Raw genomic sequence first — 25,882 nt, forward strand, 5'->3', positions numbered from 1 at the left:
ATGACGAGCCGCCTTAACGTTTCATCGATTCGAAGAACTGGGCGTTGGTCTTGGTCTGCTTCATGCGATCGATGAGCAGCTCCATGGCCGCCAGGTCGTCCATGCCATGCAGGAGCTTGCGCAGCACCCACATGCGCTGCAGTTCGTCCTGAGGCACCAGCTTCTCCTCGCGGCGTGTGCCGGAGCGATTGACGTGGATGGCCGGGTAGATGCGCTTTTCGGCAATACGGCGGTCCATATGAACCTCCATGTTGCCGGTACCCTTGAACTCCTCGTAGATGACCTCGTCCATCTTGGAGCCAGTCTCGATGAGCGCCGTGGCCAGGATCGTGAGGCTGCCGCCTTCTTCCACGTTACGAGCCGCGCCGAAGAAGCGTTTGGGTTTCTGCAGCGCGTTGGCATCGACGCCGCCGGTAAGCACCTTGCCCGAGGACGGGGCGGTGGTGTTGTAGGCACGGGCCAGACGGGTCAGGGAGTCGAGCAGGATGACTACATCCTTCTTGTGCTCGACCAGACGCTTGGCCTTTTCGATCACCATGTCGGCGACCTGCACATGGCGCGAGGCCGGCTCGTCGAAGGTCGAGGATACGACTTCGCCGCGCACGCTGCGCTCCATCTCGGTGACTTCCTCGGGGCGCTCGTCGATGAGCAGCACGATCAGATGACACTCGGGGTAGTTATGCGCGATCGACTGGGCGATGTTCTGCATCATCATCGTCTTGCCGGCCTTGGGCGGCGAAACGATCAGGCCACGCTGGCCCTTGCCGAACGGCGCCACCAGGTCGATGGTACGTGCGGTGATGTCTTCCGTGGAGCCGTTGCCCAGCTCCATGACCATACGCTCGGTGGGAAACAGCGGCGTAAGGTTTTCGAACAGTACCTTGCCCTTCGACTTCTCCGGCGGATCGCCGTTGATCTCGTCGACCTTGAGCAGGGCGAAATAGCGCTCCGACTCCTTCGGCGGGCGGATACGGCCCGAGATGTTATCGCCGGTACGCAGAGAAAAGCGCCGGATCTGGCTGGGCGAGACATAGATGTCGTCCGGCCCGGCCATGTAGGACGATTCGTTCGAACGCAGAAAGCCGAAACCGTCGGAGAGAATCTCGAGCACGCCGTCGCCGTAGATGCGCTCGCCCGATTTCGCATGCCCCTTGAGCATGGCGAAGATCAGATCCTGCTTGCGCATGCGCGAGATGTTTTCGAGCTCCATCTCCTGCGCCATGTCCATGAGCTCGGCGGCAGTCTTCTGCTTGAGCTCGCTCAGGTGCAGAATCGGGCCGTCGCCGGCGACGCCCGCATAGGCCTCGAACTCGGCCTCGTCGATATCCTCGTTGGGCGGGTTGTTGCCGCCCTTGTTCGGGCCGCCGCCCTTGCCGCGGTTGTTGCCGCCGCTGTTGCGCGGTTTGTTCGGTCCGTTGGGATTCTTGCGGCGCCGGCCGCGGCGGTTGTTATTGCCGCCATTGCCATTGTTGTTGCTGTTCGAATCCTTGGACTGGCGTTCGTCGACTGTTTCTTCAGACACGGCTATCTATGAGTTGCAGCGAAAACCGGCGCTGGATGCGCGCCTATTCGCGGTGGGAAGGCGTTCGACTTCTTGCGAATCAAACGAAGACCGCCGGCGGATATGCCGGCGGTCTGGAGCGGATCAAATATGTTGATCGACGAATTCGGTCAGCTGGGTCTTGGAAACCGAGCCCACCTTGGTTCCGGCCACTTCGCCGTCCTTGAACAGCATCAGCGTCGGAATACCGCGAATGCCGTACTTGGGCGGCGTATTCGGGTTGTCGTCGATATTGAGCTTGGCGACCGTCAGACGGCCGTCATATTCGTCGGCGATCTCGTCGAGCACCGGTGCGATCATCTTGCAGGGGCCGCACCATTCGGCCCAGTAATCGACCAGCACCGGGCCGGAGGCGGACAGCACGTCCTGTTCGAAGCTGTCATCGCTGACTTTGACGATATTTTCACTCATGAGCGTCCTCGAAAGAATACAAGCGGGACAAATGAAAGTTCACGCGCGTCGGCAGTGTGCCGACACGGCGCCGCTGAGCCGGTAGTTAGGGGCGCGAAAAGATGTTTGCAAGCTGCGCGAAAGGCCGCGGCCCGACAACCGTGAAGACCACAAGCTGTTATAGTGCGGGCTGCAAAAAAACAGTGCCGGAATGCGAGTCGACCTGACTCGGGCAGTGCAGCGAATATCCGTATTCGCAACGTTCGGGCTATTGGAGCCTATCTCGGCGCGTTTTTCAACCCCTGCGTGAACTCGCCGCCATCGACGCGATCTTTCACCTATTCCAAGGGCCAATATGACCGAAACCGCATCCGCCAGCGACGCCGCCCAGCAAAAGCTTCTGACCGACACCCGTCTCGACGCGCTGGGCCTCCACGAAACCATTCTTTCCGGCCTTATCGAACGCAGCTTTACCCATGCCACGCCGATTCAGGCCGAGACCCTGCCGCTTGCCCTCAAGGGCGACGACATTGCCGGCCAGGCCCATACCGGCACCGGCAAGACCGCGGCATTTCTGCTGGCCACGATGCATCGGCTGCTCAAGGACGAGCCCGAGCCCAGCGACCATGCACCGGTCGGCGCGAGCCAGCCGCGGGCGCTGATTCTCGCACCCACCCGCGAGCTCGCCGACCAGATCTACAAGGATGCGCTGCCCCTGGCCTCCGGTACCGGACTGAAATGCGTGGTCTGCTACGGCGGCACCGGCTACGAGGAACAGCGCCAGGCCATTACCGACGGCGTGGATATCCTCATCGGCACGCCGGGGCGTTTGATCGACTACTACAAGCAGAAGGTCTATACGCTCAAGGCGATCGAAGTGGCCGTACTCGACGAAGCGGATCGCATGTTCGATCTGGGCTTCATCGACGATATCCGCTACATGTTCCGCAAGATGCCGCCGGCCGAGAACCGCCAGAACCTGCTGTTTTCGGCCACGCTGAGCCATCGCGTGCTGGAGCTGGCCTACGAGCACATGAACAGCCCCACCCTCGTGCGCACCGATACCGAAACGGTCAACATCGGCGCGATCACGCAGAAGCTCTATCACGTGTCCAAGGACGACAAGCTCGCCCTGCTGGTGGGCACGCTGCGTCGTATCGAAAACGGGCGCACGCTGATCTTCATCAATACCAAGCGCACCGCCGAGTTCATCGAGGATGGCCTGAACGCCAACGGCTTCACGGCCGCCACCCTGTCCGGCGACGTGGCCCAGAACAAGCGCCTGCGCCTGCTCGAAGACTTCAAGACCGGCCAGCTGCCGATCATGGTCGCCACCGACGTGGCCGCACGCGGGCTGCATATCCCCGACGTCACCCACGTAATCAACTACGACCTGCCCCAGGACGCTCAGGACTACGTGCATCGTATCGGTCGTACCGCGCGTGCGGGCAATACCGGCGACGCGATTTCGTTCGCCTGCGAGGAATACGTCTATTCGCTGCCCGATATCGAAGCCTATATCGAGCACAAAATCGATGCCGAAATGCCGCACGGCGACGACTTCGCCGACGATGTGACCGTGCCCGCACGGCGCAAGCGCAAGCCCCGCGGCGGCGGCCGTCGCAACGGCGGGGGCGGCGGAGGCCGTGGCAAGCCGCGCGGCCGTCGGTAAAAACAGACAGCAACGGTGCGCGCGCATCGAACGGGTATGATGCGCGCAACGCCCGATCCGACCGACGCTTATGCAATTGAACCGCGAACTGCTCGACCACGTCTGCGATATCGCCATCGCCGCCGGCCAGAAAACCCTGCCGATCTACAACAGCAACTTCGAAGTCCAGACCAAGGACGATGATAGCCCGCTGACCCAGGCGGACCTGGCCGCGCATCGCAGTATCAAGCAGGCGCTGGAGGCACTGACGCCGGATATCCCGCAGCTATCGGAAGAAGCCGCGGATATCGATTTCGAAACCCGTCGTGCCTGGTCGACCTACTGGCTTATCGATCCGCTCGACGGCACCAAGGAATTCGTGAACAAGAACGACCAGTTCACGATCAACATCGCGCTGATCGTCGACCACGAGCCGGTACTGGGCGCGGTCTATGCGCCGGTACTGGGTACGCTATGGTTCGCGGCGCGGTCGCTCGGCGCCTTCCGTCAACAGGGCGATGCCGCAGCCGAGGCGATTGCCACGGTGGCCGCGAAGCGCGACAAGCCGCGCGTGCTCGTGTCGCGCTCGCACCGGACCCCTGACATCGATGCCCTGCTCGACCGGATGCCCGACTACGAACCCGTCACCATGGGTTCATCGCTGAAGTTCTGCGTGATCGCCGATGGCAGCGCCGACTTCTACCCGCGCTTGGGCCCCACCAGCGAATGGGATACCGCAGCCGGGCATGCGGTGCTCGCCTGCGCCGGCGGCCAGGTGACCGATCTCGCCGGCGAGGCGTTACGCTACAACGTCACCGAAAGCGTGTTGAACCCGCATTTCCTGGCCTTCGGCGACACCGCCCACGACTGGCGCGCCTACCTGCCCGAGTCGACCCGCTAGCGCGGTCGGCTACACGCGTCAGGGCGTAGACCGTCAGGGCGCAGGGGCATCGGCGACGTCTTGTTCGTCGTCGCCCGGCGCCTGCACGACCAGCAGGCTGCAGCTCAGACGATCGAGCAGCGATGCGCCCACCGAGCCCTGCCACCAGCGGGCCAGCACCCCGCGGCGCTGATGGCCGACCACCACCAGATTGACGGCCAGGTCTTCAGCCAGCTTGGCGATCTGATGGGCCGGCTCGCCGGCGCGTAAATGGCCTTCGGCATCCACGCCGCGATTCTTGAGCAGGGCCACGCCTTCGTCGAGGATGTTCTCGATACGCTCGCGCTCGGCTTCGTACATGCTTTCGGTATAGAAACCCTCGGCCGCCGCGACCGCGCCAGTCAGCGGCACCACCGCCAGCAGATGAACTTCCACTTCGCCCGAGCCCAGCAGCGGCAGCGTGCGCCGTAGCGCGATACGGCCATGCTCGCTGCCGTCGTAGGCCAGCAGAACCTTCTCGAAGTTTTCCATGCAACACCCCCGTCCAGGCAGCGGATTTGATCGTCTCGGCGTTATGCGCCTCGCTCAATGAAGGGCTTACAGCCGGCCCGTGTCAAGAATGATCCAGGCGGCGCGATTATTCTAGCGCCGCCGTGGGCCGCCGCGCGCGCCTTACACGCCCCGGCAGGCAGGGGCTGCCCGGGTGAGGCACGACCCGTTCAAAGACCGGCCAGTCGCGCTTCGAGTTCTTCGTCGGCGATCAGACGTTCGACCTGTGCCGCGGTCGCCCGTGCCATGGGCTGGCCGTCGACCAGGCTGCGCGGTGCCTCGCGAATTTCGGTCGCCGCGAACAGCGTCGCCTCGAAGCGATGCTCGCCGGCCACGAAACGAAACGCGGGATAAAACCGATGGGCATCGCGGGCGACCTTGTAACGTCGCTCCACGATTTCGAAGGGAATACCCTGGCCCTGCAGGAAAAAATCGAAGCTCTCCGAATGTTCGGCGAACACGTGCAGCTGAATATCGGAGTGCGCATCGGCCAGCCCCGAAAGCACGTCTCCGACCAGACGCGGCTTGAATTCGGCGAACAGCGCCATCGCCTGCAACGCCGCTTCGCGCATGGCGCGCAGCTGGGCGGGCTGTTCATCGCCTGCGAACAGACGTTGGTGTTCGGCCAGTGCGGCTTCGATTTCGCTGTTCTTGGGCAGAATGCTGTTGCGCACGTCGATGCCCAGATGCTGTGCGGCCTTCTGCTTGGCTATACGAAAATCGCGAATGCCCTGCTCGGCCATGAGCCGAGCGGCCAACTGGGCCATATGCTGGCGCTGTGCCGCCTGTTTGCGTGCGCTTGCCATGGCGTGCTTCTCTCCTGGGCGACCGCTATGGCCCACCCGGCTGAATAAACCGATACGACCATACGCCGGGCTGGCCGCGGGCCGGGCTTTCGCCGCCCGCCCCCGCGCCATGCCCGGCCACTCGGCGACTAGAAAAGCTGCTCGACCTCGTTGGACGGGGCATTCTTGCCCGAGCGTCGTGCCTCTTCCGCCGACGGCACGTTGTCCGGGCGGAAGTACTCGGTGATGCCGCCGCCGTCGAGCGAACGCTGGCCGGATTCGGGGTCGATGCTCACCGCCACGAGTTCGGCCGGGCGCGGCGGAATGGCTTCCGGCGTGTCTTTGAGGGCGACGCGCATGAAGTCGATCCACATCGGCAGCGCTGCGTGACCGCCGGTTTCGCTATGCCCCATGGGCGTGAGCTTGTCGAAACCGACCCAGCTGATACCCACCAGGTCGGCGTTGAAGCCCACGAACCAGGCATCGATCTGGTCGTTCGTGGTGCCGGTCTTGCCCGACAGATCGTTGCGCCCGAGCGTCATCGCGCGCTGGCCGGTGCCGCGCTTGACCACGTCGCGCATCATGTCCCCCACCAGCCAGGCGTTGCTGGCGTCGATTACGCGCTCGGCCAGACGCGAGGCGTCGCGCTGGCTGCCGGTGTTTTCCAGCGCGGGGCAATTGCTCGTGCTCGCACAGGCGACCTTCGGCTCGGCCTCGAACTCGACCTCGCCGCGCCCATCCTCGATCTTTGCAATGTAATAGGGCTTGACCTGAAAGCCGTCGTTGGCGAACACCGCATAGGCTTGCGCCATCTGCAGCGGCGAGAACGACGCACTGCCCAGGGCCATCGAGAGGTTGCGCGGAATCTGGTCCTCGGGCAGGCCGAACTTGGCGATGTGCTCGACTGCGGCATCGATACCAATACTGCGCAGCAGGCGGATGGAGACCAGGTTGCGCGAGTGCACCAGCCCCTCGCGCATGCGCGTGGGCCCGTAGATGCGACCACTGTAGTTCTGGGGGCGCCAGGCGTCGCTCAGATCCGGGCTGTCATAGACCACCGGCGCGTCGTTGATCAGCGAGGCGGTCGTGAACCCGTGCGCCAGTGCGGCCGAGTACAAGAACGGCTTGAACGAGGAACCCGGCTGGCGCTGGGCCTGGACCGCGCGGTTGTACTTCGACAGCGAGAAGTCAAAGCCACCCGCCAGCGCCTCGATACCGCCGGTATGCGGATCGAGCGCGACCATGGCGCCCTGCACCTTCGGAATCTCGGCCAGGGTCCAGGCCTTGTCGTCTTCCTTGCTGCCGGTATAGGCCAGCCGCACCACATCGCCACGCGAGACGAGTTTGCTGGCCGGATCGTTGCCGCCCAGCCAGGGCATCTGCTGGGCGTTCAGGGTGACCTCGCCATAGCGTTCGGTCATCAGCGTCGCACTGCGACGCGCCACATCGGTCACCACCGCCGGCACCAGACCACCAGCCACACGCATCTCTTCGAGTGCGGCCGTCAGCGCCTTGGCGTCGTCGACCGTGGCGCTGTCCAGAGTGTCTTCCGGCCCATGCCATGCATGGCGGCTGTCATAGGCCAGCAGGGCCTTGCGCAACGCGTTGTTGGCGGCGCGCTGGCGCTCGGCATCCAGCGTGGTGGTGACATCGAAGCCCGAGGTATAAGCCTTGTCGCCAAAGCGCGCCACCATGTCCTGGCGCACCATTTCGGCCACGTAGTCGGCTTCATAGCGGTCGTCGGTGACACGTGCGGTGGCCGTGACCGGCGCTTCCCGGGCGCTATTGTAGGTCTCGTCGTCGATTTCACCCAGCGCATGCAGCCGCGACAGCACATAGTTGCGCCGCTCGACCGCGCGCTCGGGATTGGCCATCGGGTTGTAGCGCGAGGGGGCCTTGGGCAGGCCGGCGATCATCGCCATCTGCGCGATAGTGAGCTCGTTGAGCGGCTTGTGGTAATAGACCTCGGCGGCCGCACCCACGCCGTAGGCACGATTACCGAGATAGATCTTGTTGAGGTAGATCTCGAGGATCTGTTCCTTGGTGAGTTTCGACTCCAGGCGCAGCGCGAGAATGATCTCCTTGATCTTGCGCACGTAGGTTCGATCGTTGGTGAGATAGAGATTGCGCGCCAGCTGCATGGTGATGGTACTGCCGCCCTGCGTCTTGCGCCCGGTGGTGGCCAGCACGTAGGCCGCTCGGGCGATGCCCTGATAGTCCACGCCGGGATGGTCGAAGAAACGATCGTCCTCGGCCGCGACGAAGGCCTTGACCAGCGCCGGCGGAATTTCGTCATAGGTGCGCGGCAGCCGGCGCTCCAGGCCGAACTCGCCGATCAGCTTGCGATCCGCCGTATAAACGCGCAGCGGCTCGTTAAGCTCGGGGTCGCCGATATCGCCCGCGCTGGGCAACTGCGGCCCGAAATACAGATAGACGCCTGCCACCACCAGCACCGCGAGGGTCGCGGCCGATAGCAAACCGGCAAACAGAAATACAATAATACGGGCGGCGCGCGGCATCGCTTTCATCGAGAATGCACGGCTCACGGGCCGCGGATCGGGAAAAACTCGGGCCATGATACCGGCCCCAATCTTTTTTTGCCGCAGACGTTGCGGAATCGCGACAAGCTGCCGATAAACGTTAGACACGCGGATTCAAACGCTTAAACCTGCAATCATGGATTGCCAAGCGGGCCGCCATGAGTATAGTTAGACCCGGCATTTCGCGCCGCGGCCAACACAGGGCCGGGGGTTAGCGGACACGGGGGTGTTCCGCAGGCCTGAAACCGTTGCGTGGGCCGATCAGGGGGAGTCGGATGGGGCGATTCGAGCAAATCTTCAAGCCGAGGACACGGCCTTTTCTGGGTGTGGACATCAGCTCCACGCGCGTCAAGGTCCTCGAACTCGACGGCAAGCCGGGCGCCTACCGCGTACTCAGCTATGCCAGCGAAGCCCTGCCCGCCGACGTGGTCGCCGATGACCAGGTCGTCGACCCCGAGGCGCTCGCCGCCACCATGACCCGCGTGCTCGAACGCGCCGGCACCCGCACGCGCGACGCGGCGATCGCGGTCTCCGGCCCGACGGTGATCAGCAAGATCATCGACATGCCGGCCGACCTGTCCGACGAGGACATGGAACAACAGATCGGCTTCGACGCCGAGCAGTACATCCCCCACGCCATCGACGAGGTCAACCTGGATTTTCAGGTGCTCGAGCGCGATCCGACCAATCCGGACGTCAACCGCGTACTGCTGGTCGCCTGCCGCCGCGAGAACATCGAAACCCGTATCGGCGCGCTCGACATGGCCGGGGTCAAGGTCAAGATCGTCGACGTCGAGGAGTACGCGCTGCAAAACGCCTCCACGTTGCTCATCGAGCAGACGCCCGCGCTCGCCCACGATGCCAGCGTGGCCGTATTCGACGTCGGCGCCCATCAAACCCGGCTGAGCGTTCAGCATCGCGGCCGCCACGTGTATTCACGCGAGCTGTCGTTCGGCGGCCATAGCCTCGCCGCACGCCTGATCGAGCACTACGAACTCAAGGATACCGACCAACTGCGCGCACGCCTGCGCACCGGCGAGCTCGACGGCGCCGCAATTGCCGGCGACGTATCGGACTTCGCCGAGCGTCTGGCCGGCCAGATCGAGCGGGCGCTGCAGTTCTATATTTCCGCGAGCTCGCGCGATGAGGCCGTCGGCCAGGTGGTGCTCGTGGGCGGGGCGACCCTTTATCCGGGCCTGGAAAGCGCGGTCGCACGCCATATGTCGCGGCCGGTTACGCTCGGCAACCCGCTCGCCGGCATGCTCGCCAGCAGCCGCGCCCGCCGTAACCACGTCGATCACGAGGCCGCGTCGTTGATGGTGACCACCGGTCTGGCGTTGAGGTCGATCCGATGAGCGCTTTGATTCGAATCAATCTTCTCGACTGGCGCGCAGCCGCGCGCGAACGTCGGCGCAAGCAGTTTCTCGGCGCCCTGGCCTTTGCGGCGCTGGCCAGCCTGATGCTCGTCATCGTGCTGCCCACGCTCTATTACGGCCATCTCACCGAGATCCAGCAGTCGCGCAATCGTTATCTGGAAGAACAGATCGCCATCGCCGACCGCCAGATCGTGGAAATTCGGGCGCTGCAGAAGACGCGTGAAAGCCTGATCACGCGCATGCGCATCATCGAGCAGCTTCAGCAGTCGCGCTCCGGCATCGTTCACTACTTCGACGAACTGGTCGACACCATTCCCAACGGCGTCTACCTGACCGCCCTCGCCCAGAAAGGCAACGTCACCAACCTCGACGGCGTGGCGGAATCGAACGCGCGCGTGTCCGATTACATGGTCAACTTCGACGACTCCGACTGGTTCACCGACCCGCGCCTGATCGTGATCAAGTCGAGCGAGAACGGCCCGCAGCGTTATGCCGACTTCACCCTGAATGTCCGCGGCGACAGTCCGCAGAAAAAGGCGAATGAAAACGTCCAGGCCGATACGACCAACCCAGTGGCGCCGCGCTCATGAAGAGTCTCAGTGAATACATCGAAGAGCTGCGCAGCCTGGATCAGAACAATATCGGCAGCTGGCCGACCTGGGCCTACGGCTTTGCCATCGCGCTGGTATGTGCGGTCATCATCGGTATCGGCACCTGGTATTTCGTACTGCCCAAACAGGAAACGCTGGAACGCGTCTCGGCGCGCGAGCCCGAGCTCAAGCAGACCTTCGAAGCCAAGCAGCGGCTGGTCGCCAATCTTGATGCCTACCGGACCCAGCTGGAGGCCATGGAGCTGCAGTTCGGCGCCCTGCTCCAACAGCTGCCGAGCAAGACCGAAGTCCCGAGCCTGCTCAACGACATTTCGCAGACGCGAATCGCCAGCGGCCTCGAAGAGGAGCTGTTCAAGCCCCGCGCCGAGGTACCGCAGGACTTCTACGCGATCCTGCCCAACGATCTGATCGTGACCGGCACCTACCACGAACTCGGGCGCTTCGTGTCCGGGGTGGCCGCGCTGTCGCGCATCGTCACCATCGAAAACGTCGAGATCAAGCCGATCGAAGAAGGCGATGACAGCGGCGACCTGCGCATGAGCATGACCGTGAACACCTATCGCTATCTCGAGGATGCCGGCGATACCACCCAGCCCGCCGGGAGCCAGTCACAATGAAGGCCTTCAAGCGCGTGGGAACGATTGCCGGCCTGTGCCTTGTGCTCGCAGGCTGTGGCGGCGACGACCGCGATCTGCGCGATTTCGTGGCCGAGGTCAAGCAACGCCCGGCCCCGCCGATCGAACCGATTCCCGAAATCGCCCCCTATACGCCCTACAGCTATGAGCCGGGCGGACGGCGCACGCCGTTCACGCCCACCGCGCCGCGCCGCGATTTCGATCGCAACAACGATCTCGCGCCGGACGTGGATCGCCCGCGCGAAGCGCTGGAAGCATTCCCGCTCGATGCGCTGCGCCTGGTCGGCACCATTTCCAGCGGCGGCGTGACCTACGCGCTCATACAGGCGCCCGATGGGGTGGTATATCGCGTGACCCACGGTGCCCATCTCGGCCAGAACTACGGCGAGATCGACGGCATTTCCGAAAACGGCGTCCTTCTAACCGAAATCGTCCCGGACGGCCTGGGCGGCTATATCCGCCGCCCGGCCACGATCGCCCCCTCGCGGTGAAAGAGAACCAGACTATGAGCAGATCGATTGCACGCATTTCCTCGCTCACCCGGCGGGTATCCCGGCAGTGGCTCACCCTTGCCCTGCTGTGCGCCGGCGCAACGACCGCGCAGGCGGCAACGAACACGCTCACGGCCGTCAACGCCGCCCCGACTGGCGGCGACCAGGTGAGTATCCGTCTGACCATGGCCACCAGTGCGCCCATTCCCTCGGTGTTCACCGTCAACGAGCCGGCGCGTCTTTCCATCGACCTGCCCGATACCGACCTCGCGGTCGACCAGCGCTATCAGCGCATCGACCAGGGGGCCGTGCAGGCCGTCGCCATGGCCGAAGGCGATAACCGCACCCGTGTGGTGATCGAACTCACCGCCATGACCGACTACACCGTCAACCGCGACGGCAATGCGATCGTGATCGGCGTCGGCGGCGACGTGTCCACCCAGACCGCGCCGATGGCGGCACAGCCGGCGGGCAACAACAGCTATCAACCGGCCACGGCGTCGATGCGCGGCCCGCAGGTGCGCGATATCGATTTTCGTCGCGGCGAGGACGGAGCCGGTCGCGTCGAGATCGTTCTGGACGGCGTCAACGGCGCGGTGGACGTGAGCGAACGCGGCGGCCAGGTCATCGCGACCATGCCCGGCGTGCAGCTGCCGGCCGCACTCGAGCGCCGCCTGGACGTGCTGGACTTCGCCACCCCGGTCAAGACCATCGACGCCATGCAGCGCGATGGCAACACCCGCATCGTGATCACCCCCGTTTCGGGCGCGGATTTCGAACAGGTGGCCTATCAGACCGGCGATCGCTTCTTCATCGAGCTTCAGCCGATTACCGCGAGCGACAAGGCCGAAAGCGAAGCCCAGGAGCCACAGTACACCGGCCAGCGTATCTCGCTGTCGTTCCAGAACATCGACGTACGTGCCGTGCTCCAGATCGTGGCCGACGTGGCCGATGTGAACATGGTCGTCTCCGATAGCGTCAGCGGCAATATCGCCCTGCGTCTGGAAGACGTGCCCTGGGACCAGGCGCTGGACATCATCCTGCAGGCCAAGGGCCTGGGCATGCGTCGTGAAAACAACGTGATCACGGTCGCCCCGCTGGCCGAGATCGCGGCCCGCGAACAGGCCGAACTCGCCGCCCAGCAGGCCACCACGAACCTCGCACCGCTGCGCTCGGAAATCATCCAGATCAACTATGCCCGGGCCGGCGAACTCGCCGCCCTGCTGCGCAGCACGACCGGCGAACTGTCGCTGCTGTCCGACCGCGGCCAGGTCACCGTCGACGAACGCACCAACAGCCTGCTCATCAACGAAACCCGCGACAAGCTCAGCGAGATTCGCAACGTCATCAACCGACTGGATATTCCGGTTCGACAGGTACTGATCGAATCGCGCATCGTGGTTGCCAACCGTGAGTTCTCGCGCAACCTGGGCGTATCGTCCTCGGCCACGGATAACGCCGCCTTTGAATCCTCCAGCGGCGGCAACTATCTGGTCGACAACGGCTATACCATCAACCTGCCGGTGAACAACCCGGCCGGCACGATCACCACGAGCATCGTCGGCGACACGTTCAATCTGGACCTCGCCCTGTCGGCGCTGGAATCGGAAAACCGCGGCGAAATCATCTCCGCACCGCGGGTGATCACCGCCAACGCCAAGGAAGCCAAGATCGAGCAGGGCGTGGAAATCCCCTACCTCGAAGCGGCCTCCAGTGGCGCGGCCACGGTCCAGTTCAAGGAAGCCGTGCTTGGCCTGACCGTCACCCCGCAGATCACGCCCGACGAGCGCGTCATCATGGACCTTTACGTCACCCAGGACACTCAGGGCGACACGATCGCCGTACAGGGCGGTGGCAGCGTGCCGTCGATCAATACCCGGAGTCTGACCACCCAGGTGCTGGTCGATAACGGCGATACGGTAGTGCTCGGCGGCATCTACGAGCAGGAGAACCGTAACCAGGCCGACCGGATTCCGATCCTGAGCGAGATTCCGCTGGTCGGCGGGCTGTTCCGTCGCACGCAAAGCCAGCGCGACAAGCGCGAACTGCTGCTGTTCGTCACACCCAAGATTCTCAAAGAGCAGCTGTCGCTCGGCAACTGACCGCGCGGCGACCGAACGAGCCGATTGCATTCACGATTTCAATATTCCTAGGGGGAATACATGTCGGGGAAGACCATTTATCAGCTGCTCGCCGTCACGGCGCTCGCGGCTACGCTCGCCGCCTGCGGCGGGTCCACGTCAGGCGGCGACGACGATAACGGCGGCGGTTCGTCGGGCGGCGGCTCGGGTGGTGGCGGCACCAATGAGCCCGGCACGCCCAACTCCAACCCGCAAATCGGCTCGATCGACGGCTCGGGTCAATTCCAGCCGGGTCGTATCGGTGTGGCTGACTCGTCGCTCCAAGCGGGTCAGAGCTCAAGCTTGACGGTCCGTCTTCGCGGCACCGACGGTAGTAGCCTGAGCGAATCGGCTCAGGTGTTTTTTTCATCTGAGTGCGCATCCACTGGCCAGGCCGATATCACGCCCGCCGTTGTCGATAGTCAGGGCGGCATAGCCACAACGACCTATACCGCGCTTGGCTGCGTCGGTACAGACACGGTGACTGCCCGGACTAGCGTTGAAGACACCACGCTGACAGCCACTGCTGACATCGAGACCCAGGCCGCGGAATTCGGCGCCATCGAGTTCGATTCTGTATCGCAGCAGCTGATCGGTTTAAGAGGTACGGGCGCGCTACCTGAACAGTCGAGAGTTACGTTCAGGGTGACGAACAGCACTGGCTCGCCGCTGCCCAATCAAACCGTTGACTTTTCGCTCAATACGACGGTGGGCGGATTGAGTTTGAGCAACGCCTCAACCACAACCGACAGTCAAGGGATCGCAACGACGACGGTTACTTCCGGCACCGTTGCGACATCCGTGCGCGTTACCGCTTCCACGACGAGCACATCCGGCCAGCAGCAAAGCGCTCAGTCAAGTGAACTGGCCGTCACGACGGGCCTGCCCGACAACGACAACTTCTCTCTAAGCGCGACGAAGTTGAATATCGAAGGCCAGGAATTCGACGGCATAACGACCGAAATTACAATTCGCGCGGCCGACCGGTTCAATAATCCGGTTCCGGACGGTACCGCGGTTAACTTCAGAACAGAAGGCGGCTCGATCCCCGGCAGCTGCACGACGCAGAATGGCGCTTGTAGCGTGACGCTTACGTCCCAGGACTCGCGTCCAGACGACGGCCGGGCGACCGTCCTTGCGACCGCGATCGGTGAAGAGACATTCTCTGACACTTCACCCTCCAACGGCCGTTTCGACGAAGGCGAGTTCAACCCCAACGATGATCTGCCGGAAGCCTTCGTCGACTACAACGAGGACGGCGCCCGTAACAGCAACGAACCCTACATCGACTTCAATAACAACGGTAGCTACGATCTCGGCGATGGCGAATTCACCGGCCTTCGCTGCCAGCCGGGCGCGAGCGCGTCGGACGAACTCGACTGCACGACCGAATCGATCAATGTTCGGGACCAGGTCGTCATCGTCTTCAGCAACAGTAGCCAAGTCATCGAGTTCGACCCTTCGTCAATCAGTCTCGATAGCGGGAATGTGCTGGTAAGTGTTTCGGTGGGCGGCCCTGGCGGCCGAGTGCCACCGGCCGAAACGCAAATCCAGGCGACGACGGAAGTGGGATCGATCGTTGGGCCTTCGAGTTATACTGTTCGCAGCACCTCAGCACGAGGGCCGTTTATTGCGACCTTCGAGCTCGAGCCCGCGGACAATTTGAACGAACCCGATACCGGGCGGTTGCGAGTGACTGTTACGACGCCGCAGGGCGTAATAAGCCGAGGGTCCGCGCCGGTGTCGCAAAACCCCTAGCAGGATGAGCGGCGCGCCCCGGGGCGCGCCGCTCTATTTGGTAGGATCGAAACGCGAACTGCCTTGTGGCCAGGTAACTGCGTTAAACTGCTCGCGAAATGATCCTGGTTGTTCTGGCTCGCGGCTGAATATTTGCCGGGCCCACCTATCCTCGTTTTCCGAGACCAAACTAAGATTACATGGCAGCAAACCCAAACATCTATCTCGTCGGCCCCATGGGCGCCGGCAAAACGACGATCGGCCGGCGCATTGCCGAAATCAAGGGCATGACCTTTGTGGATTCGGACCATGAGGTCGAAAAGCGCACGGGCGTCGATATCTCTTTCATCTTCGATATGGAAGGTGAGGACGGCTTTCGCAAGCGCGAACGCGAGATGATTGCAGAGCTGTCGGAGCAGCCGAACACGGTAATGGCCACCGGCGGCGGCGCGATTCTGGATGAATCCACTCGCGACCTGCTCTCGGCCCGCGGTGTAGTGGTCTACCTGCAGACATCGCTGGAGCAGCAGATCGCGCGTACCCGCAAGGCCAACAATCGGCCGCTGCTTGAGGGCAGCGACGATGTCGAGGCCACCCTGGCCCAGCTCATGGAAGAGCGCGACCCCCTCTACCGCTCCATTGCCGATGTGGTGGTCGCCACCGGCGACCAGCAGGCACGCCGCCTCGCTCGCGAGATCGTCGAGCAGCTCGAGGCCATCGGTACGGCGTGACGGCCGGCGCCGCCAACGCGCCGGCCTATGCCGGCTTCTGGATACGGGTATTCGCCTCGCTGGTCGACTCGATCCTGATCGCCTTCATCACCGCACCGATAATGCGGCTTGTCTACGGCCCGGCGTTCTTTGCCGCCGAGGGACCGTTGATCATGGGGCCGGCCCATGTACTCGTTGTTTACGTGCTGCCCGCAGTAGCCGTGGTTCTGTTCTGGATCTACCGGCAGGCCACGCCCGGCAAGATGCTGGTTGGCGCGCGAGTGGTCGATGCGCACACCGGCGGCCAGCCGGGCACCGGCCAGCTGGTCATTCGTTACCTGGGCTATTTCGTGTCCTCGTTCCCGCTGGGCCTTGGCCTTGTCTGGGTCGCCTTCGATCGGCGCAAGCAGGGCTGGCACGACAAACTCGCCAAGACCGTGGTCATTCGCGAGCAGGCGGGCGGCGGCGGCCACTTCGACGACGAAACCGAACACACACAACCGGAGCGCTGGCAGGCATGAGCGTCGCAATCGAAAATACCCGTCGTGCCGATTTGCGCGTCGACCTGGGCGAGCGCAGCTACGAAATCGTCATCGCTCGCGGCATCATCGAACAGGCCGGCGCCTACACCGGCGCGATACACGGCCAGCGCGTGCTGATCGTGACCAACGAAACGGTCGCACCGCTCTATGCAGCCGCTGTGGAAAACGCGCTGTCGGCCGAGCACGACGTCGATACGCTGGTTCTGCCCGACGGCGAGCAGTACAAGACGCTGGCCACGCTCGACAAGATCTACGACCGGCTGCTCGAGAACGGCTACGGCCGCGATGCCACCATCGTCGCTCTGGGCGGTGGCGTGATCGGCGATATCGCCGGCTTCGCGGCCGCCAGCTACCAGCGCGGCATCGACTTCGTGCAGCTGCCCACCACCCTGCTCGCCCAGGTGGATTCTTCGGTCGGCGGCAAGACCGGCGTCAATCATCGTCTGGGCAAGAACATGATCGGCGCCTTTCACCAGCCCACGCGCGTGCTCGCCGATGTCGGCGTGCTCGACAGCCTGCCGGCACGCGAGTTCGCCGCCGGCATGGCCGAGGTGATCAAGTACGGCCTGATTCGCGACCGCCCGTTCCTGGATTGGCTGGATACGAACATGGCCGCAATCAATGCCCGCGATGCGGATGCGTTGATCGAGGTGATCCGGCGCTCCTGTGCGAACAAGGCCGAGGTGGTGGCCGCCGACGAACGCGAAGCCGGCCAACGTGCCCTGCTCAACCTCGGGCATACCTACGGCCACGCCCTCGAGGCCGAACTGGGTTATGGCGAATGGCTGCATGGCGAGGCGGTCGCAGCCGGCATGTGCATGGCCGCCGACACCGCCTGCCGGCTGGGCTGGCTCGACGAAAGCCAGTGCGAACATATCGAACGCCTCATCGGCGCCGCGCACCTGCCCATCGCCCCACCGCGCACGCTGGAACGCGCGCGCATCCGCGCGCTCATGGCCCGCGACAAGAAGGCCACGGCCGGCAGCCTGCGGTTGGTGCTCATGCGCGATATCGGCCATGCCGTTGTCACGCGCGACTATGGCGACGCGCTCGACGAAACCCTGAAACGGTATTTCGAAAATTAGCCGTTTCTACAACGCTCCTGCGCCGTTGCCTGCGCGCGCCGATTGATTGCGCATCGGCCGCCTTTTATACTTTTATTCAACGTGGGTTCGTTACCGGCGCTCGAAACGGGCTGCCACATCAGAACGGCCCGTTGCGCCGTATAGTGTGACCATCCAGGCGGCGAACGCCGCGGCACATGATTTCCGATACGGCATTCGGCATCCGGGAATTGCCCTCGATCGCGCCGAATCTGACCCGAGGACTTAAAATGCACCAGTTGAAAGGCGGACTCTATTCTCCGGAGTTCGAGAGAGATGCCTGCGGCTTCGGCCTGATCGCGAACATGGACAACCAGCCAAGCCATTGGCTGGTCGAGACCACCATCGGCGCGCTCGAACGGCTCACCCATCGCGGCGCGGTCGCCGCCGACGGCAAGACCGGCGACGGCTGCGGCATCCTGATGAAAAAGCCGGATGCCTTCCTGCGCACGATCGCCGAGGAAGCCGGTATCGAACTGGCCGATCACTACGCCAGCGGTATCGTCTTCCTGAACCCGGACGCCGACCTGCGCGAAGCCGCCAAGGCGGAGCTCGGCCGCCAGCTGGAGGCCGAGGGGCTGACGGTTGCGGGCTGGCGCGAAGTGCCGATCGATGCACAGTCCGCCTGCGGCAACCAGGCGCTGGAAACCCTGCCGCATCTGGAACAGCTGTTCGTGAACGCGCCGGCCGACATGGACCATGCGCTGTTCGAGTCCAAGCTGGTGTTCTCGCGTCGGCGTACCGAAAACGCCCTGCCCGACGACGAGGTGTTTTATGTGCCGTCGCTGTCGGCACACGTGCTGTCGTACAAGGGCATGGTCATGCCCAGCTATCTGCCGGTGTTCTACAAGGACCTGGCCGACGAGCGTCTGGAAACCTCGCTGTGCGTGTTCCATCAGCGCTTTTCCACTAACACGCTGCCGCAGTGGCGTCTGGCCCAGCCGTTTCGCTATCTGGCCCATAACGGCGAGATCAACACGGTCACGGGTAACCGCAACTGGTCGACCGCGCGGGCGAACAAATTCGCCTCCGACAAGCTGCCTGACCTGGAATCGATCCTGCCGCTGGTCTCGACCACCGGCTCGGATTCGCAGAGCCTCGACAACATGCTCGAGGTACTGCTCGCGGGCGGCATGGACATCTTCTATGCCATGCGCCTGCTGATGCCGCCGGCCTGGCAGAACGTCGATTACATGTCGGCCGATCTGCGTGCCTTCTACGAATACAACTCCATGCATATGGAGCCCTGGGACGGCCCGGCGGGCATCGTGCTCACCGACGGGCGCTATGCCGCCTGCTGTCTGGATCGCAACGGCCTGCGCCCGGCGCGCTATGTGATCACCAAGGATCGCCACATCACCCTGGCCTCCGAAATCGGCGTCTGGGACTACAACCCGGCGGACGTGGTCGCCAAGGGCCGCCTGAAGCCCGGCGACATGATCGCCGTGGATACCGAAAACGGCGAACTGATCAAGCCGCAGGAAATCGACAAGCGCCTGGCCAGCCGTGCTCCCTACAAGCAGTGGCTGAAAAAGAACGCGCGCATGCTCGAATCGCGGCTGGCCGACACCCGCGACGAAGCCTGGATGGAGCGCGAGCAGGTCAAGGTCTACGAAAAGCTCTTCCATGTGTCGTTCGAAGAGCGCGACCAGGTACTGCGTCCGCTGGCCGAAGCCGGCCAGGAAGCCACCGGCTCCATGGGCGACGACACGCCGTTCCCGGTGCTGTCGCGCGTGGATCGGGTCATCTACGACTATTTCCGCCAGAAGTTCGCCCAGGTCACCAACCCGCCGATCGACTCGCTGCGCGAGCGTATCGTCATGTCGCTGGAGACCTGCTTCGGGCGCGAGCGCAACGTGTTCGAGGAAAACGAGGAACGCGCCAAGCGTCTGGTGGTGGATTCGCCGGTGCTCTCGACCGGCAAGTTCCGTCGCCTGCTGTCGATCGACGATGACGACTACGCGCATACGATCATCGACCTCAACTACGACGCGAACACCGCGCTGTCCGATGCGATCGCCATGATCTGCGATCAGGCGGTGGATGCGGTCAAGGCCGGCAAGACGGTAATCGTGCTCTCTGATCGCGAGATCGAACAGGGCAAGCTGCCCATTCAGGCACTGCTGGCCACCGGCGCGATCCATCATCGCCTGACCCGCGAGAACCTGCGTTGCGACGCCAATCTGGTGGTGGATACCGCCAGCGCACGCGATGCGCATCACTTCGCCTGCCTGATCGGCTACGGTGCGAGCGCGATTCATCCTTATCTGGCCTACGAAAGCCTCAACGACCTCGTGCGCTGCGGCCAGGTCGACGGCCGCGACCCGGACGAGCTCTGTGCGACCTATCGCAAGGGCATCAACAAGGGTCTGTACAAGATCATGTCCAAGATGGGCATTTCCACGGTCACCAGCTACCGCGGCGCCCAGCTGTTCGAGATCGTCGGCCTCGATGAAGAGGTGACCGAAACCTGCTTCAAGGGCACGGTCAGCCGTATTTCCGGCGCCGGCTTCGCCCATCTGCAGGCCGATATCGCGCGTCTGGCACAGAACGCCTGGAACCCGCGCGTGGCCATCAACCAGGGCGGGCTGCTCAAGTTCGTGCACGGGCAGGAATATCACTGCTACAACCCGGACGTGATCGCCACCCTGCACGACGCCGTGTCCACCGGCGACTACGACAAGTACCGCGAGTACGCCGATATCGTGCAGGGCCGGCCCGTGTCGGTGCTGCGCGACCTGTTCAAGCTGCGCGACGATATCGAGCCGATCTCCATCGACGACGTCGAGCCCATCGAAGACATCACGCCGCGTTTCGACTCGGCCGGCATGTCGCTGGGCGCGCTCTCGCCCGAGGCCCACGAATCGCTGGCCCAGGGCATGAATCGGATGGGCGGGCGCTCGAACTCGGGCGAAGGCGGCGAAGACGCGGCTCGCTACGGCACCGACAAGATGTCGAAGATCAAGCAGGTGGCATCGGGCCGCTTTGGCGTGACCCCGCATTATCTGGTCAACGCCGAAGTGCTGCAGATCAAGATCGCCCAGGGTGCGAAACCTGGCGAAGGCGGTCAGCTGCCGGGTCACAAGGTCAACGAAATGATCGCCCGCCTGCGCTATTCCAAGCCGGGCGTGGCGCTGATTTCGCCGCCGCCGCATCACGATATCTACTCGATCGAGGATCTGGCCCAGCTGATCTTCGACCTCAAGCAGGTCAATCCGCAGGCGCTGGTGTCGGTCAAGCTCGTGTCGGGCCCTGGCGTGGGCACGATCGCAGCCGGCGTGGCCAAGGCCTATGCCGATCTGATCACGATTTCCGGCTACGACGGCGGCACGGGTGCATCCCCGCTCACCTCGGTCCGCTATGCCGGCACGCCGTGGGAGCTCGGCTTGTCGGAAACCCAGCAGACGCTGCGCGCCAACGACCTGCGCGAAAAGGTTCGCGTACAGACCGATGGCGGTCTCAAGACCGGCCTGGACGTGATCAAGGCTGCGATTCTGGGCGCCGAATCGTTCGGCTTTGGCACCGGCCCAATGGTGGCGCTCGGCTGCAAGTACCTGCGCGTATGCCATCTCAACAACTGTGCGACGGGTGTCGCGACCCAGAACGAGGTGCTGCGCGAACGCCACTTCATCGGTATTCCCGAGATGGTGCAGAACTTCTTTGGCTTTATCGCCCAGGACACGCGCGAGCTGATGGCCAAGATCGGCGTGCGCTCGCTCGGCGAGCTGATCGGGCGCACCGATCTGCTCGAAATCCTGCCGGGCGAAACGCCCAAGCAGCAGGGCCTCGATCTGGAGCCGATCCTGTCCAAGGGCGGGCTGGCCGATGATATCCCGACCCAGTGTCTGGATCCGCACAACGAACCCTTCGACAAGGGCGAGTTGGCCGAACAGATGGTTGCGGACGCGCTGGATGCGATCGAAAACAAGAGCGGTGGCACCTTCGAATACGAAGTGCACAACAACAACCGCTCGCTCGGCGCGCGGCTGTCCGGCGAGATCGCGCGTCGTCACGGCAACCTGGACATGGAAGACGCGCCGATCACGCTCAAGCTTACCGGCACGGCCGGCCAGAGCTTCGGCGTGTTCAATGCCGGCGGCCTGCATATGTATCTGGAAGGCGATGCCAACGACTATGTCGGCAAGGGCATGGCCGGCGGGCGGCTGGTGATCCGGCCCTCGCGGGATGCGGGCTTTGTCGCTCGTGATGCAGCCATCATCGGCAACACCTGCCTGTACGGTGCTACCGGCGGCGCGCTGTATGCCGCCGGCATGGGCGGCGAACGCTTCGGCGTGCGCAACTCGGGGGCCACCGCGGTCGTGGAAGGCATTGGCGATCACGGCTGTGAATACATGACCGGTGGCTGCGTGGTCGTGCTCGGCCATACCGGCGTGAACTTCGGCGCTGGCATGACCGGCGGTCTGGCCTATGTGCTGGATGAAAAACGCGAGTTCGTCGACCGCTACAATCACGAGCTGATCGACATCCATCGGCTGGTTTCCGAAAACATGGAAGCCCACCGCCACTATCTGCGCGAGATGATCGAAGCCCACGTGGCCGAAACCGGCAGCGCCTGGGGCGCCGAAATCCTCGAGGATTTCCGCGACTACATCGGCCAGTTCTGGCTGGTCAAGCCCAAGGCCGAAAGCGTGGAAACGATCCTGGATACGCTCAATCGCGCGGCCTGATCACGCCGCAGAAAGGGGCCGCGCCGCGCCTGCTCATCGACAGGCGCGGCGCGGGCTGCGTAACGACTAAAGGTTAGCAATGGCAAAGAATCATTTGCAGTTTCTCGACATGCCGCGCCAGGACCCGAAAAAGGTCGAGGTGCCGGTACGCATCCACGAATTCGCCGAAATCTACGGTCAGTTCGACAAGGAAACCGCCTCCCAGCAGGCCGGGCGCTGTATTTCCTGTGGCAATCCCTACTGCGAATGGAAATGCCCGGTCCATAACTACATCCCGAACTGGTTGAAGCTCGTCAACGAGGGCAATCTGTTCGAGGCGGCCGAACTGTCGCACGCCACCAACACCTTGCCCGAAATCTGTGGCCGTATCTGCCCGCAGGATCGCCTTTGTGAAGGCGCCTGCACGATGAACGACGGCTTCGGCGCCATCACCATCGGCTCGGTCGAGAAATACATCACCGACGAGGCCTTCAAGCAGGGCTGGCGTCCGGATGTTTCCAACGTGGTATGGACGGACAAGAAGGTAGCCGTGATCGGCGCCGGCCCGGCCGGCCTGGGCGCGGCGGATATCCTCGTTCGCAGCGGCGTCAAGGCCGTGGTATTCGACAAGTATCCACGTATCGGCGGCCTGCTCACCTTCGGCATTCCCCCGTTCAAGCTCGAAAAGAGCGTGGTCGAAACCCGCCGCGAGGTCATGGAAGGCATGGGCGTGGAATTCCGGCTGGGCTGCGAAGTGGGCAAGGACGTCCAGATCGAAGACCTCATGGAAGAATACGATGCCGTCTTCATGGGCATGGGCACCTATACCTACATGAAAGGCGGCTTCCCCGGCGAGGATCTCGACGGCGTACACGAAGCGCTGCCTTTCCTGGTGGCCAACATCAACCGCGAACTGGGCCTGGAAAAGAATCCGCGCGACTTCATCGACATGCGCGGTGAGCGCGTGGTGGTGCTCGGCGGCGGCGATACCGCGATGGACTGCAACCGCACTTCGATCCGCCAAGGCGCCAAGAAGGTCATCTGCGCCTATCGTCGCGACGAAGAGAACATGCCCGGCTCGGCGCGCGAATTTCAGAACGCGCGCGAGGAAGGCGTGGAGTTCATGTTCAACCGTCAGCCGGTGGAAATCGTTGGCGACACCAAAGTCGAAGGCATCAAGGTCGTCACCACCAAGCTGGGCGCGCCGGATGAACGGGGCCGGCGCCGGCCCGAGCCGGTGCCGGGCACCGAGGAAGTCATCGAAGCCGATCGCGTGATTATCGCGTTTGGTTTCCGCCCCAACCCGCAGGAATGGTTCGATACGCACAGCGTGGATATCGACGATGGCGGTCGCGTGATTGCCCCGGGCAAGGGTCGATTCAAGCATCAGACCACCAATCCCAAGATCTTTGCCGGCGGCGATATGGTGCGCGGTTCCGATCTGGTGGTCACCGCGGTGTTCGAAGGCCGGGAAGCCGCCAAGGGCATTCTCGACTATCTGCAGGTCGGCGTCGGCGAATCCGGCAACGCGGCCTGATAGATCACCTTCTCTCGCGGCGCGTCGGCTCGGCCACGCGCCGCGAACTAGACCGCTGACTGGAGCACGCTCTTGCGCCCCATTGCCGATATCGACCGCCTCATCTTCGCGCTCGACGTACCCGACGCCGAGGCCGCGCGTGCACTGGTCGACCAGCTGGGCGATGCAGTGAATTTCTACAAGGTCGGCCTTGAACTGGCCATGGCGCCCGGCTATTTCGAACTGGTCGACTGGCTCAAGGCCCGCGGCAAGAAGGTCTTCGTCGATGTAAAGCTATTCGATGTGCCGGCTACCGTGGCCGCGGCCGTACGCCGGCTATGCGCACGCGATATCGACTTCATCACCGTGCACGGCAACCAGTCGGTCATGGAAGCCGCCGCCAAGGCGCGCAGCGGCGACTCGCGCATCCTCGCCGTCACCGCCCTCACCAGCCTCGATCAGGGTGATCTGGACGACATGGGCTTTGCCTGCGATATCGAATCGCTGGTGCTTTCGCGCGCCAAGCGGGCTCTGGAAGCCGGCTGCGACGGGGTGATTTCGTCGGGCATGGAAGTCGCCAACCTGCGCGCCCACGCGCCCGAGAAGCTGATCGCGGTTACCCCCGGCATTCGCCCTGTCGCCAACGACGAAGGCGCGGGCGACGATCAGAAACGGGTGATGACGCCAACCGCTGCCATTGCCGCCGGCGCGGACTATCTGGTGGTGGGCCGGCCGATCCGTAATGCCAACGATCCCCGCGCGGCTGCACTCGCAATTCAGCGCGAAATCAGCCAGGCGATCGCAGACCGCTAGCCGCGCGCCAACGTCTGAACAGGCCGGCGGTATGCCCCGCCCGGCCAAGCCGTTAAACTGCGCGCCGTCCCATTCTTCGCGCGGCCGAGCGTCGCGTGCGTTGCGAGTGCCTTATGTCTCACGATCGTCTGCTGCGTGCGCTCAAGCGCGAACCCGTTGATGTCACCCCCGTCTGGCTGATGCGTCAGGCCGGGCGCTATCTGCCGGAATACCGCAAGCTGCGCGAACAGGCCGGCAGCTTTCTCGATCTGTGCCAGAACCCGGAGCTGGCCTGCGAGGTCACGCTGCAGCCGTTACGGCGTTTTCCGCTCGACGGCGCGATTCTGTTTTCGGACATTCTCACGATTCCGGAAGCCATGGGTCTGGGCCTGCATTTCGTGGCCGGCGAAGGCCCGCACTTCCATCATCCGGTGCGCACGCCCGACGAGATCGCGAAATTGCGCGTACCGGATATCGAGGAAAGCCTCGGTTATGTCCCGGCCGCCGTGCGCCTGATCCGTCGCGAGCTCGACGGCAAGACGCCGCTGATCGGCTTTGCCGGCAGCCCGTGGACGCTGGCCACCTATATGGTCGAAGGCGGGCCATCGAAGAACTATCAGCACATCAAGGCATTGATGTACAACGCGCCGGACTCGCTGCATCAGCTCATGGATATCCTCGCGCGCTCGGTCGCGGCCTATCTCAATGCCCAGATCGCGGCCGGCGCCCAGGCGGTTCAGATCTTCGATACCTGGGGCGGCGTGCTCACGCCCGCGGCCTATCGCGAATTTTCGCTGGCCTACATGCAACGCATCGTCGAGCAGCTCGACGACGCGCCGGATGGCAGCAAGGTGCCGGTGATTCTGTTCACCAAGGGCGGCGGCCCCTGGCTGGAAGCCATGGCCGCCACCGGCTGCGATGCGCTGGGTCTCGACTGGACCATCGATATCGACGAAGCGCGGGCGCGCGTGGGCGACAAGGTCGCGCTACAGGGCAATCTCGACCCGGCCATGCTCTATGCCAAGCCCGAGGTCATTCGTGAAAACGTGGCCGATGTGCTCAAGCGCTTCGGCGATCATCCGGGCCATGTGTTCAACCTCGGCCACGGGGTCACGCCGCAGGTCGACCCCGACCATGTCGCGGCCCTGGTGGACGCCGTACACGAGTTTTCCGCGCGCTGAGAGATAAATCGGGCCGGCCCCATGCGCGCCGGCTTGGCCTTGTCA

At 63.6% G+C, this 25,882-nt stretch carries 20 protein-coding genes; 15 read left to right on the top strand and 5 right to left on the bottom strand.

Annotated elements, in window-relative coordinates; translation table 11 throughout:
- Positions 1-13: 13 nt before the first annotated feature.
- Entirely contained in the window at positions 14-1,270 is a 1,257-nt protein-coding gene (gene rho / locus CMN27_RS14255) for a transcription termination factor Rho (protein ID WP_293627539.1), read from the bottom strand.
- Positions 1,271-1,645: 375 nt separating this feature from the next.
- Positions 1,646-1,972: a thioredoxin TrxA gene (gene trxA / locus CMN27_RS14260; protein ID WP_006913733.1), complete on the bottom strand. Its 327-nt coding sequence runs from the start codon at positions 1,970-1,972 to the stop codon at positions 1,646-1,648.
- Between the two features lie 334 nt (positions 1,973-2,306).
- On the opposite strand from trxA, the gene CMN27_RS14265 reads away from it, so the two are divergent.
- A complete protein-coding gene (locus tag CMN27_RS14265) occupies positions 2,307-3,623 on the top strand; it encodes a DEAD/DEAH box helicase (protein WP_293627482.1) in 1,317 nt (438 codons plus the stop codon).
- Between the two features lie 70 nt (positions 3,624-3,693).
- Complete coding sequence (gene cysQ, locus CMN27_RS14270) at positions 3,694-4,503, top strand: 3'(2'),5'-bisphosphate nucleotidase CysQ (RefSeq protein WP_293627483.1); 810 nt, start codon at positions 3,694-3,696, stop codon at positions 4,501-4,503.
- Between the two features lie 33 nt (positions 4,504-4,536).
- On the opposite strand, the gene CMN27_RS14275 is transcribed toward cysQ, so the two are convergent.
- The 3 genes from CMN27_RS14275 to CMN27_RS14285 form a co-directional block, all read right to left on the bottom strand.
- A complete protein-coding gene (locus CMN27_RS14275; protein ID WP_293627484.1) occupies positions 4,537-5,013 on the bottom strand; it encodes a universal stress protein in 477 nt (158 codons plus the stop codon).
- A 188-nt stretch (positions 5,014-5,201) separates the two neighbouring features.
- Positions 5,202-5,837 (bottom strand): hypothetical protein, encoded by a 636-nt coding sequence (locus CMN27_RS14280; RefSeq protein WP_293627485.1) that lies wholly within the window; start codon positions 5,835-5,837, stop codon positions 5,202-5,204.
- A gap of 128 nt (positions 5,838-5,965) precedes the next feature.
- Entirely contained in the window at positions 5,966-8,362 is a 2,397-nt protein-coding gene (locus CMN27_RS14285) for a penicillin-binding protein 1A (protein ID WP_293627487.1), read from the bottom strand.
- Positions 8,363-8,631: 269 nt separating this feature from the next.
- Between CMN27_RS14285 and pilM the strand changes: the two genes are divergently transcribed.
- The 13 genes from pilM to hemE all read left to right on the top strand — a co-directional run bounded on the left by pilM (position 8,632) and on the right by hemE (position 25,837).
- Positions 8,632-9,711: a type IV pilus assembly protein PilM gene (pilM, locus tag CMN27_RS14290; RefSeq protein WP_293627489.1), complete on the top strand. Its 1,080-nt coding sequence runs from the start codon at positions 8,632-8,634 to the stop codon at positions 9,709-9,711.
- Complete coding sequence (locus tag CMN27_RS14295; RefSeq protein WP_293627491.1) at positions 9,708-10,322, top strand: PilN domain-containing protein; 615 nt, start codon at positions 9,708-9,710, stop codon at positions 10,320-10,322. Before pilM ends, CMN27_RS14295 begins: the two co-directional genes overlap by 4 nt.
- Complete coding sequence (locus CMN27_RS14300; RefSeq protein WP_293627493.1) at positions 10,319-10,960, top strand: type 4a pilus biogenesis protein PilO; 642 nt, start codon at positions 10,319-10,321, stop codon at positions 10,958-10,960. Before CMN27_RS14295 ends, CMN27_RS14300 begins: the two co-directional genes overlap by 4 nt.
- Positions 10,957-11,469: a pilus assembly protein PilP gene (locus tag CMN27_RS14305; protein ID WP_293627495.1), complete on the top strand. Its 513-nt coding sequence runs from the start codon at positions 10,957-10,959 to the stop codon at positions 11,467-11,469. The genes CMN27_RS14300 and CMN27_RS14305 overlap by 4 nt, the downstream gene beginning before the upstream one ends.
- Before the next feature lie 14 nt (positions 11,470-11,483).
- Positions 11,484-13,571, top strand: a complete 2,088-nt coding sequence (locus tag CMN27_RS14310) for a type IV pilus secretin PilQ (protein WP_293627497.1) — start codon at positions 11,484-11,486, stop codon at positions 13,569-13,571.
- A gap of 60 nt (positions 13,572-13,631) precedes the next feature.
- Complete coding sequence (locus tag CMN27_RS14315) at positions 13,632-15,347, top strand: Ig-like domain-containing protein (RefSeq protein WP_293627499.1); 1,716 nt, start codon at positions 13,632-13,634, stop codon at positions 15,345-15,347.
- Between the two features lie 179 nt (positions 15,348-15,526).
- Positions 15,527-16,057: a shikimate kinase AroK gene (gene aroK / locus CMN27_RS14320; RefSeq protein ID WP_293627501.1), complete on the top strand. Its 531-nt coding sequence runs from the start codon at positions 15,527-15,529 to the stop codon at positions 16,055-16,057.
- Complete coding sequence (locus tag CMN27_RS14325; protein WP_293627503.1) at positions 16,054-16,557, top strand: RDD family protein; 504 nt, start codon at positions 16,054-16,056, stop codon at positions 16,555-16,557. Before aroK ends, CMN27_RS14325 begins: the two co-directional genes overlap by 4 nt.
- Positions 16,554-17,663 (top strand): 3-dehydroquinate synthase, encoded by a 1,110-nt coding sequence (aroB, locus tag CMN27_RS14330; RefSeq protein WP_293627505.1) that lies wholly within the window; start codon positions 16,554-16,556, stop codon positions 17,661-17,663. The genes CMN27_RS14325 and aroB overlap by 4 nt, the downstream gene beginning before the upstream one ends.
- A gap of 248 nt (positions 17,664-17,911) precedes the next feature.
- Positions 17,912-22,369 carry a glutamate synthase large subunit gene (gene gltB / locus CMN27_RS14335; protein WP_293627507.1) on the top strand — a complete coding sequence of 1,486 codons (4,458 nt, stop codon included), beginning with the start codon at positions 17,912-17,914 and terminating at the stop codon, positions 22,367-22,369.
- Positions 22,370-22,448: 79 nt separating this feature from the next.
- Positions 22,449-23,885 (top strand): FAD-dependent oxidoreductase, encoded by a 1,437-nt coding sequence (locus CMN27_RS14340; protein WP_293627509.1) that lies wholly within the window; start codon positions 22,449-22,451, stop codon positions 23,883-23,885.
- Between the two features lie 72 nt (positions 23,886-23,957).
- Positions 23,958-24,677, top strand: a complete 720-nt coding sequence (gene pyrF / locus CMN27_RS14345) for an orotidine-5'-phosphate decarboxylase (RefSeq protein WP_293627511.1) — start codon at positions 23,958-23,960, stop codon at positions 24,675-24,677.
- 113 nt (positions 24,678-24,790) lie between these two features.
- Positions 24,791-25,837, top strand: a complete 1,047-nt coding sequence (gene hemE, locus CMN27_RS14350) for a uroporphyrinogen decarboxylase (RefSeq protein ID WP_293627513.1) — start codon at positions 24,791-24,793, stop codon at positions 25,835-25,837.
- Positions 25,838-25,882: the final 45 nt, after the last annotated feature.

Source organism: Salinisphaera sp. (assembly GCF_002729955.1).
Lineage (GTDB): Bacteria > Pseudomonadota > Gammaproteobacteria > Nevskiales > Salinisphaeraceae > Salinisphaera.

Coding starts and splice junctions, on each gene's coding strand:
- trxA (WP_006913733.1), bottom strand. CDS start 1,972: ATGAGTGAAAATATCGTCAAAGTCAGCGATGACAGCTTCGAACAGGAC.
- CMN27_RS14265 (WP_293627482.1), top strand. CDS start 2,307: ATGACCGAAACCGCATCCGCCAGCGACGCCGCCCAGCAAAAGCTTCTG.
- cysQ (WP_293627483.1), top strand. CDS start 3,694: ATGCAATTGAACCGCGAACTGCTCGACCACGTCTGCGATATCGCCATC.
- CMN27_RS14275 (WP_293627484.1), bottom strand. CDS start 5,013: ATGGAAAACTTCGAGAAGGTTCTGCTGGCCTACGACGGCAGCGAGCAT.
- CMN27_RS14280 (WP_293627485.1), bottom strand. CDS start 5,837: ATGGCAAGCGCACGCAAACAGGCGGCACAGCGCCAGCATATGGCCCAG.
- pilM (WP_293627489.1), top strand. CDS start 8,632: ATGGGGCGATTCGAGCAAATCTTCAAGCCGAGGACACGGCCTTTTCTG.
- CMN27_RS14295 (WP_293627491.1), top strand. CDS start 9,708: ATGAGCGCTTTGATTCGAATCAATCTTCTCGACTGGCGCGCAGCCGCG.
- CMN27_RS14300 (WP_293627493.1), top strand. CDS start 10,319: ATGAAGAGTCTCAGTGAATACATCGAAGAGCTGCGCAGCCTGGATCAG.
- CMN27_RS14305 (WP_293627495.1), top strand. CDS start 10,957: ATGAAGGCCTTCAAGCGCGTGGGAACGATTGCCGGCCTGTGCCTTGTG.
- CMN27_RS14310 (WP_293627497.1), top strand. CDS start 11,484: ATGAGCAGATCGATTGCACGCATTTCCTCGCTCACCCGGCGGGTATCC.
- CMN27_RS14315 (WP_293627499.1), top strand. CDS start 13,632: ATGTCGGGGAAGACCATTTATCAGCTGCTCGCCGTCACGGCGCTCGCG.
- aroK (WP_293627501.1), top strand. CDS start 15,527: ATGGCAGCAAACCCAAACATCTATCTCGTCGGCCCCATGGGCGCCGGC.
- aroB (WP_293627505.1), top strand. CDS start 16,554: ATGAGCGTCGCAATCGAAAATACCCGTCGTGCCGATTTGCGCGTCGAC.
- gltB (WP_293627507.1), top strand. CDS start 17,912: ATGCACCAGTTGAAAGGCGGACTCTATTCTCCGGAGTTCGAGAGAGAT.
- CMN27_RS14340 (WP_293627509.1), top strand. CDS start 22,449: ATGGCAAAGAATCATTTGCAGTTTCTCGACATGCCGCGCCAGGACCCG.
- hemE (WP_293627513.1), top strand. CDS start 24,791: ATGTCTCACGATCGTCTGCTGCGTGCGCTCAAGCGCGAACCCGTTGAT.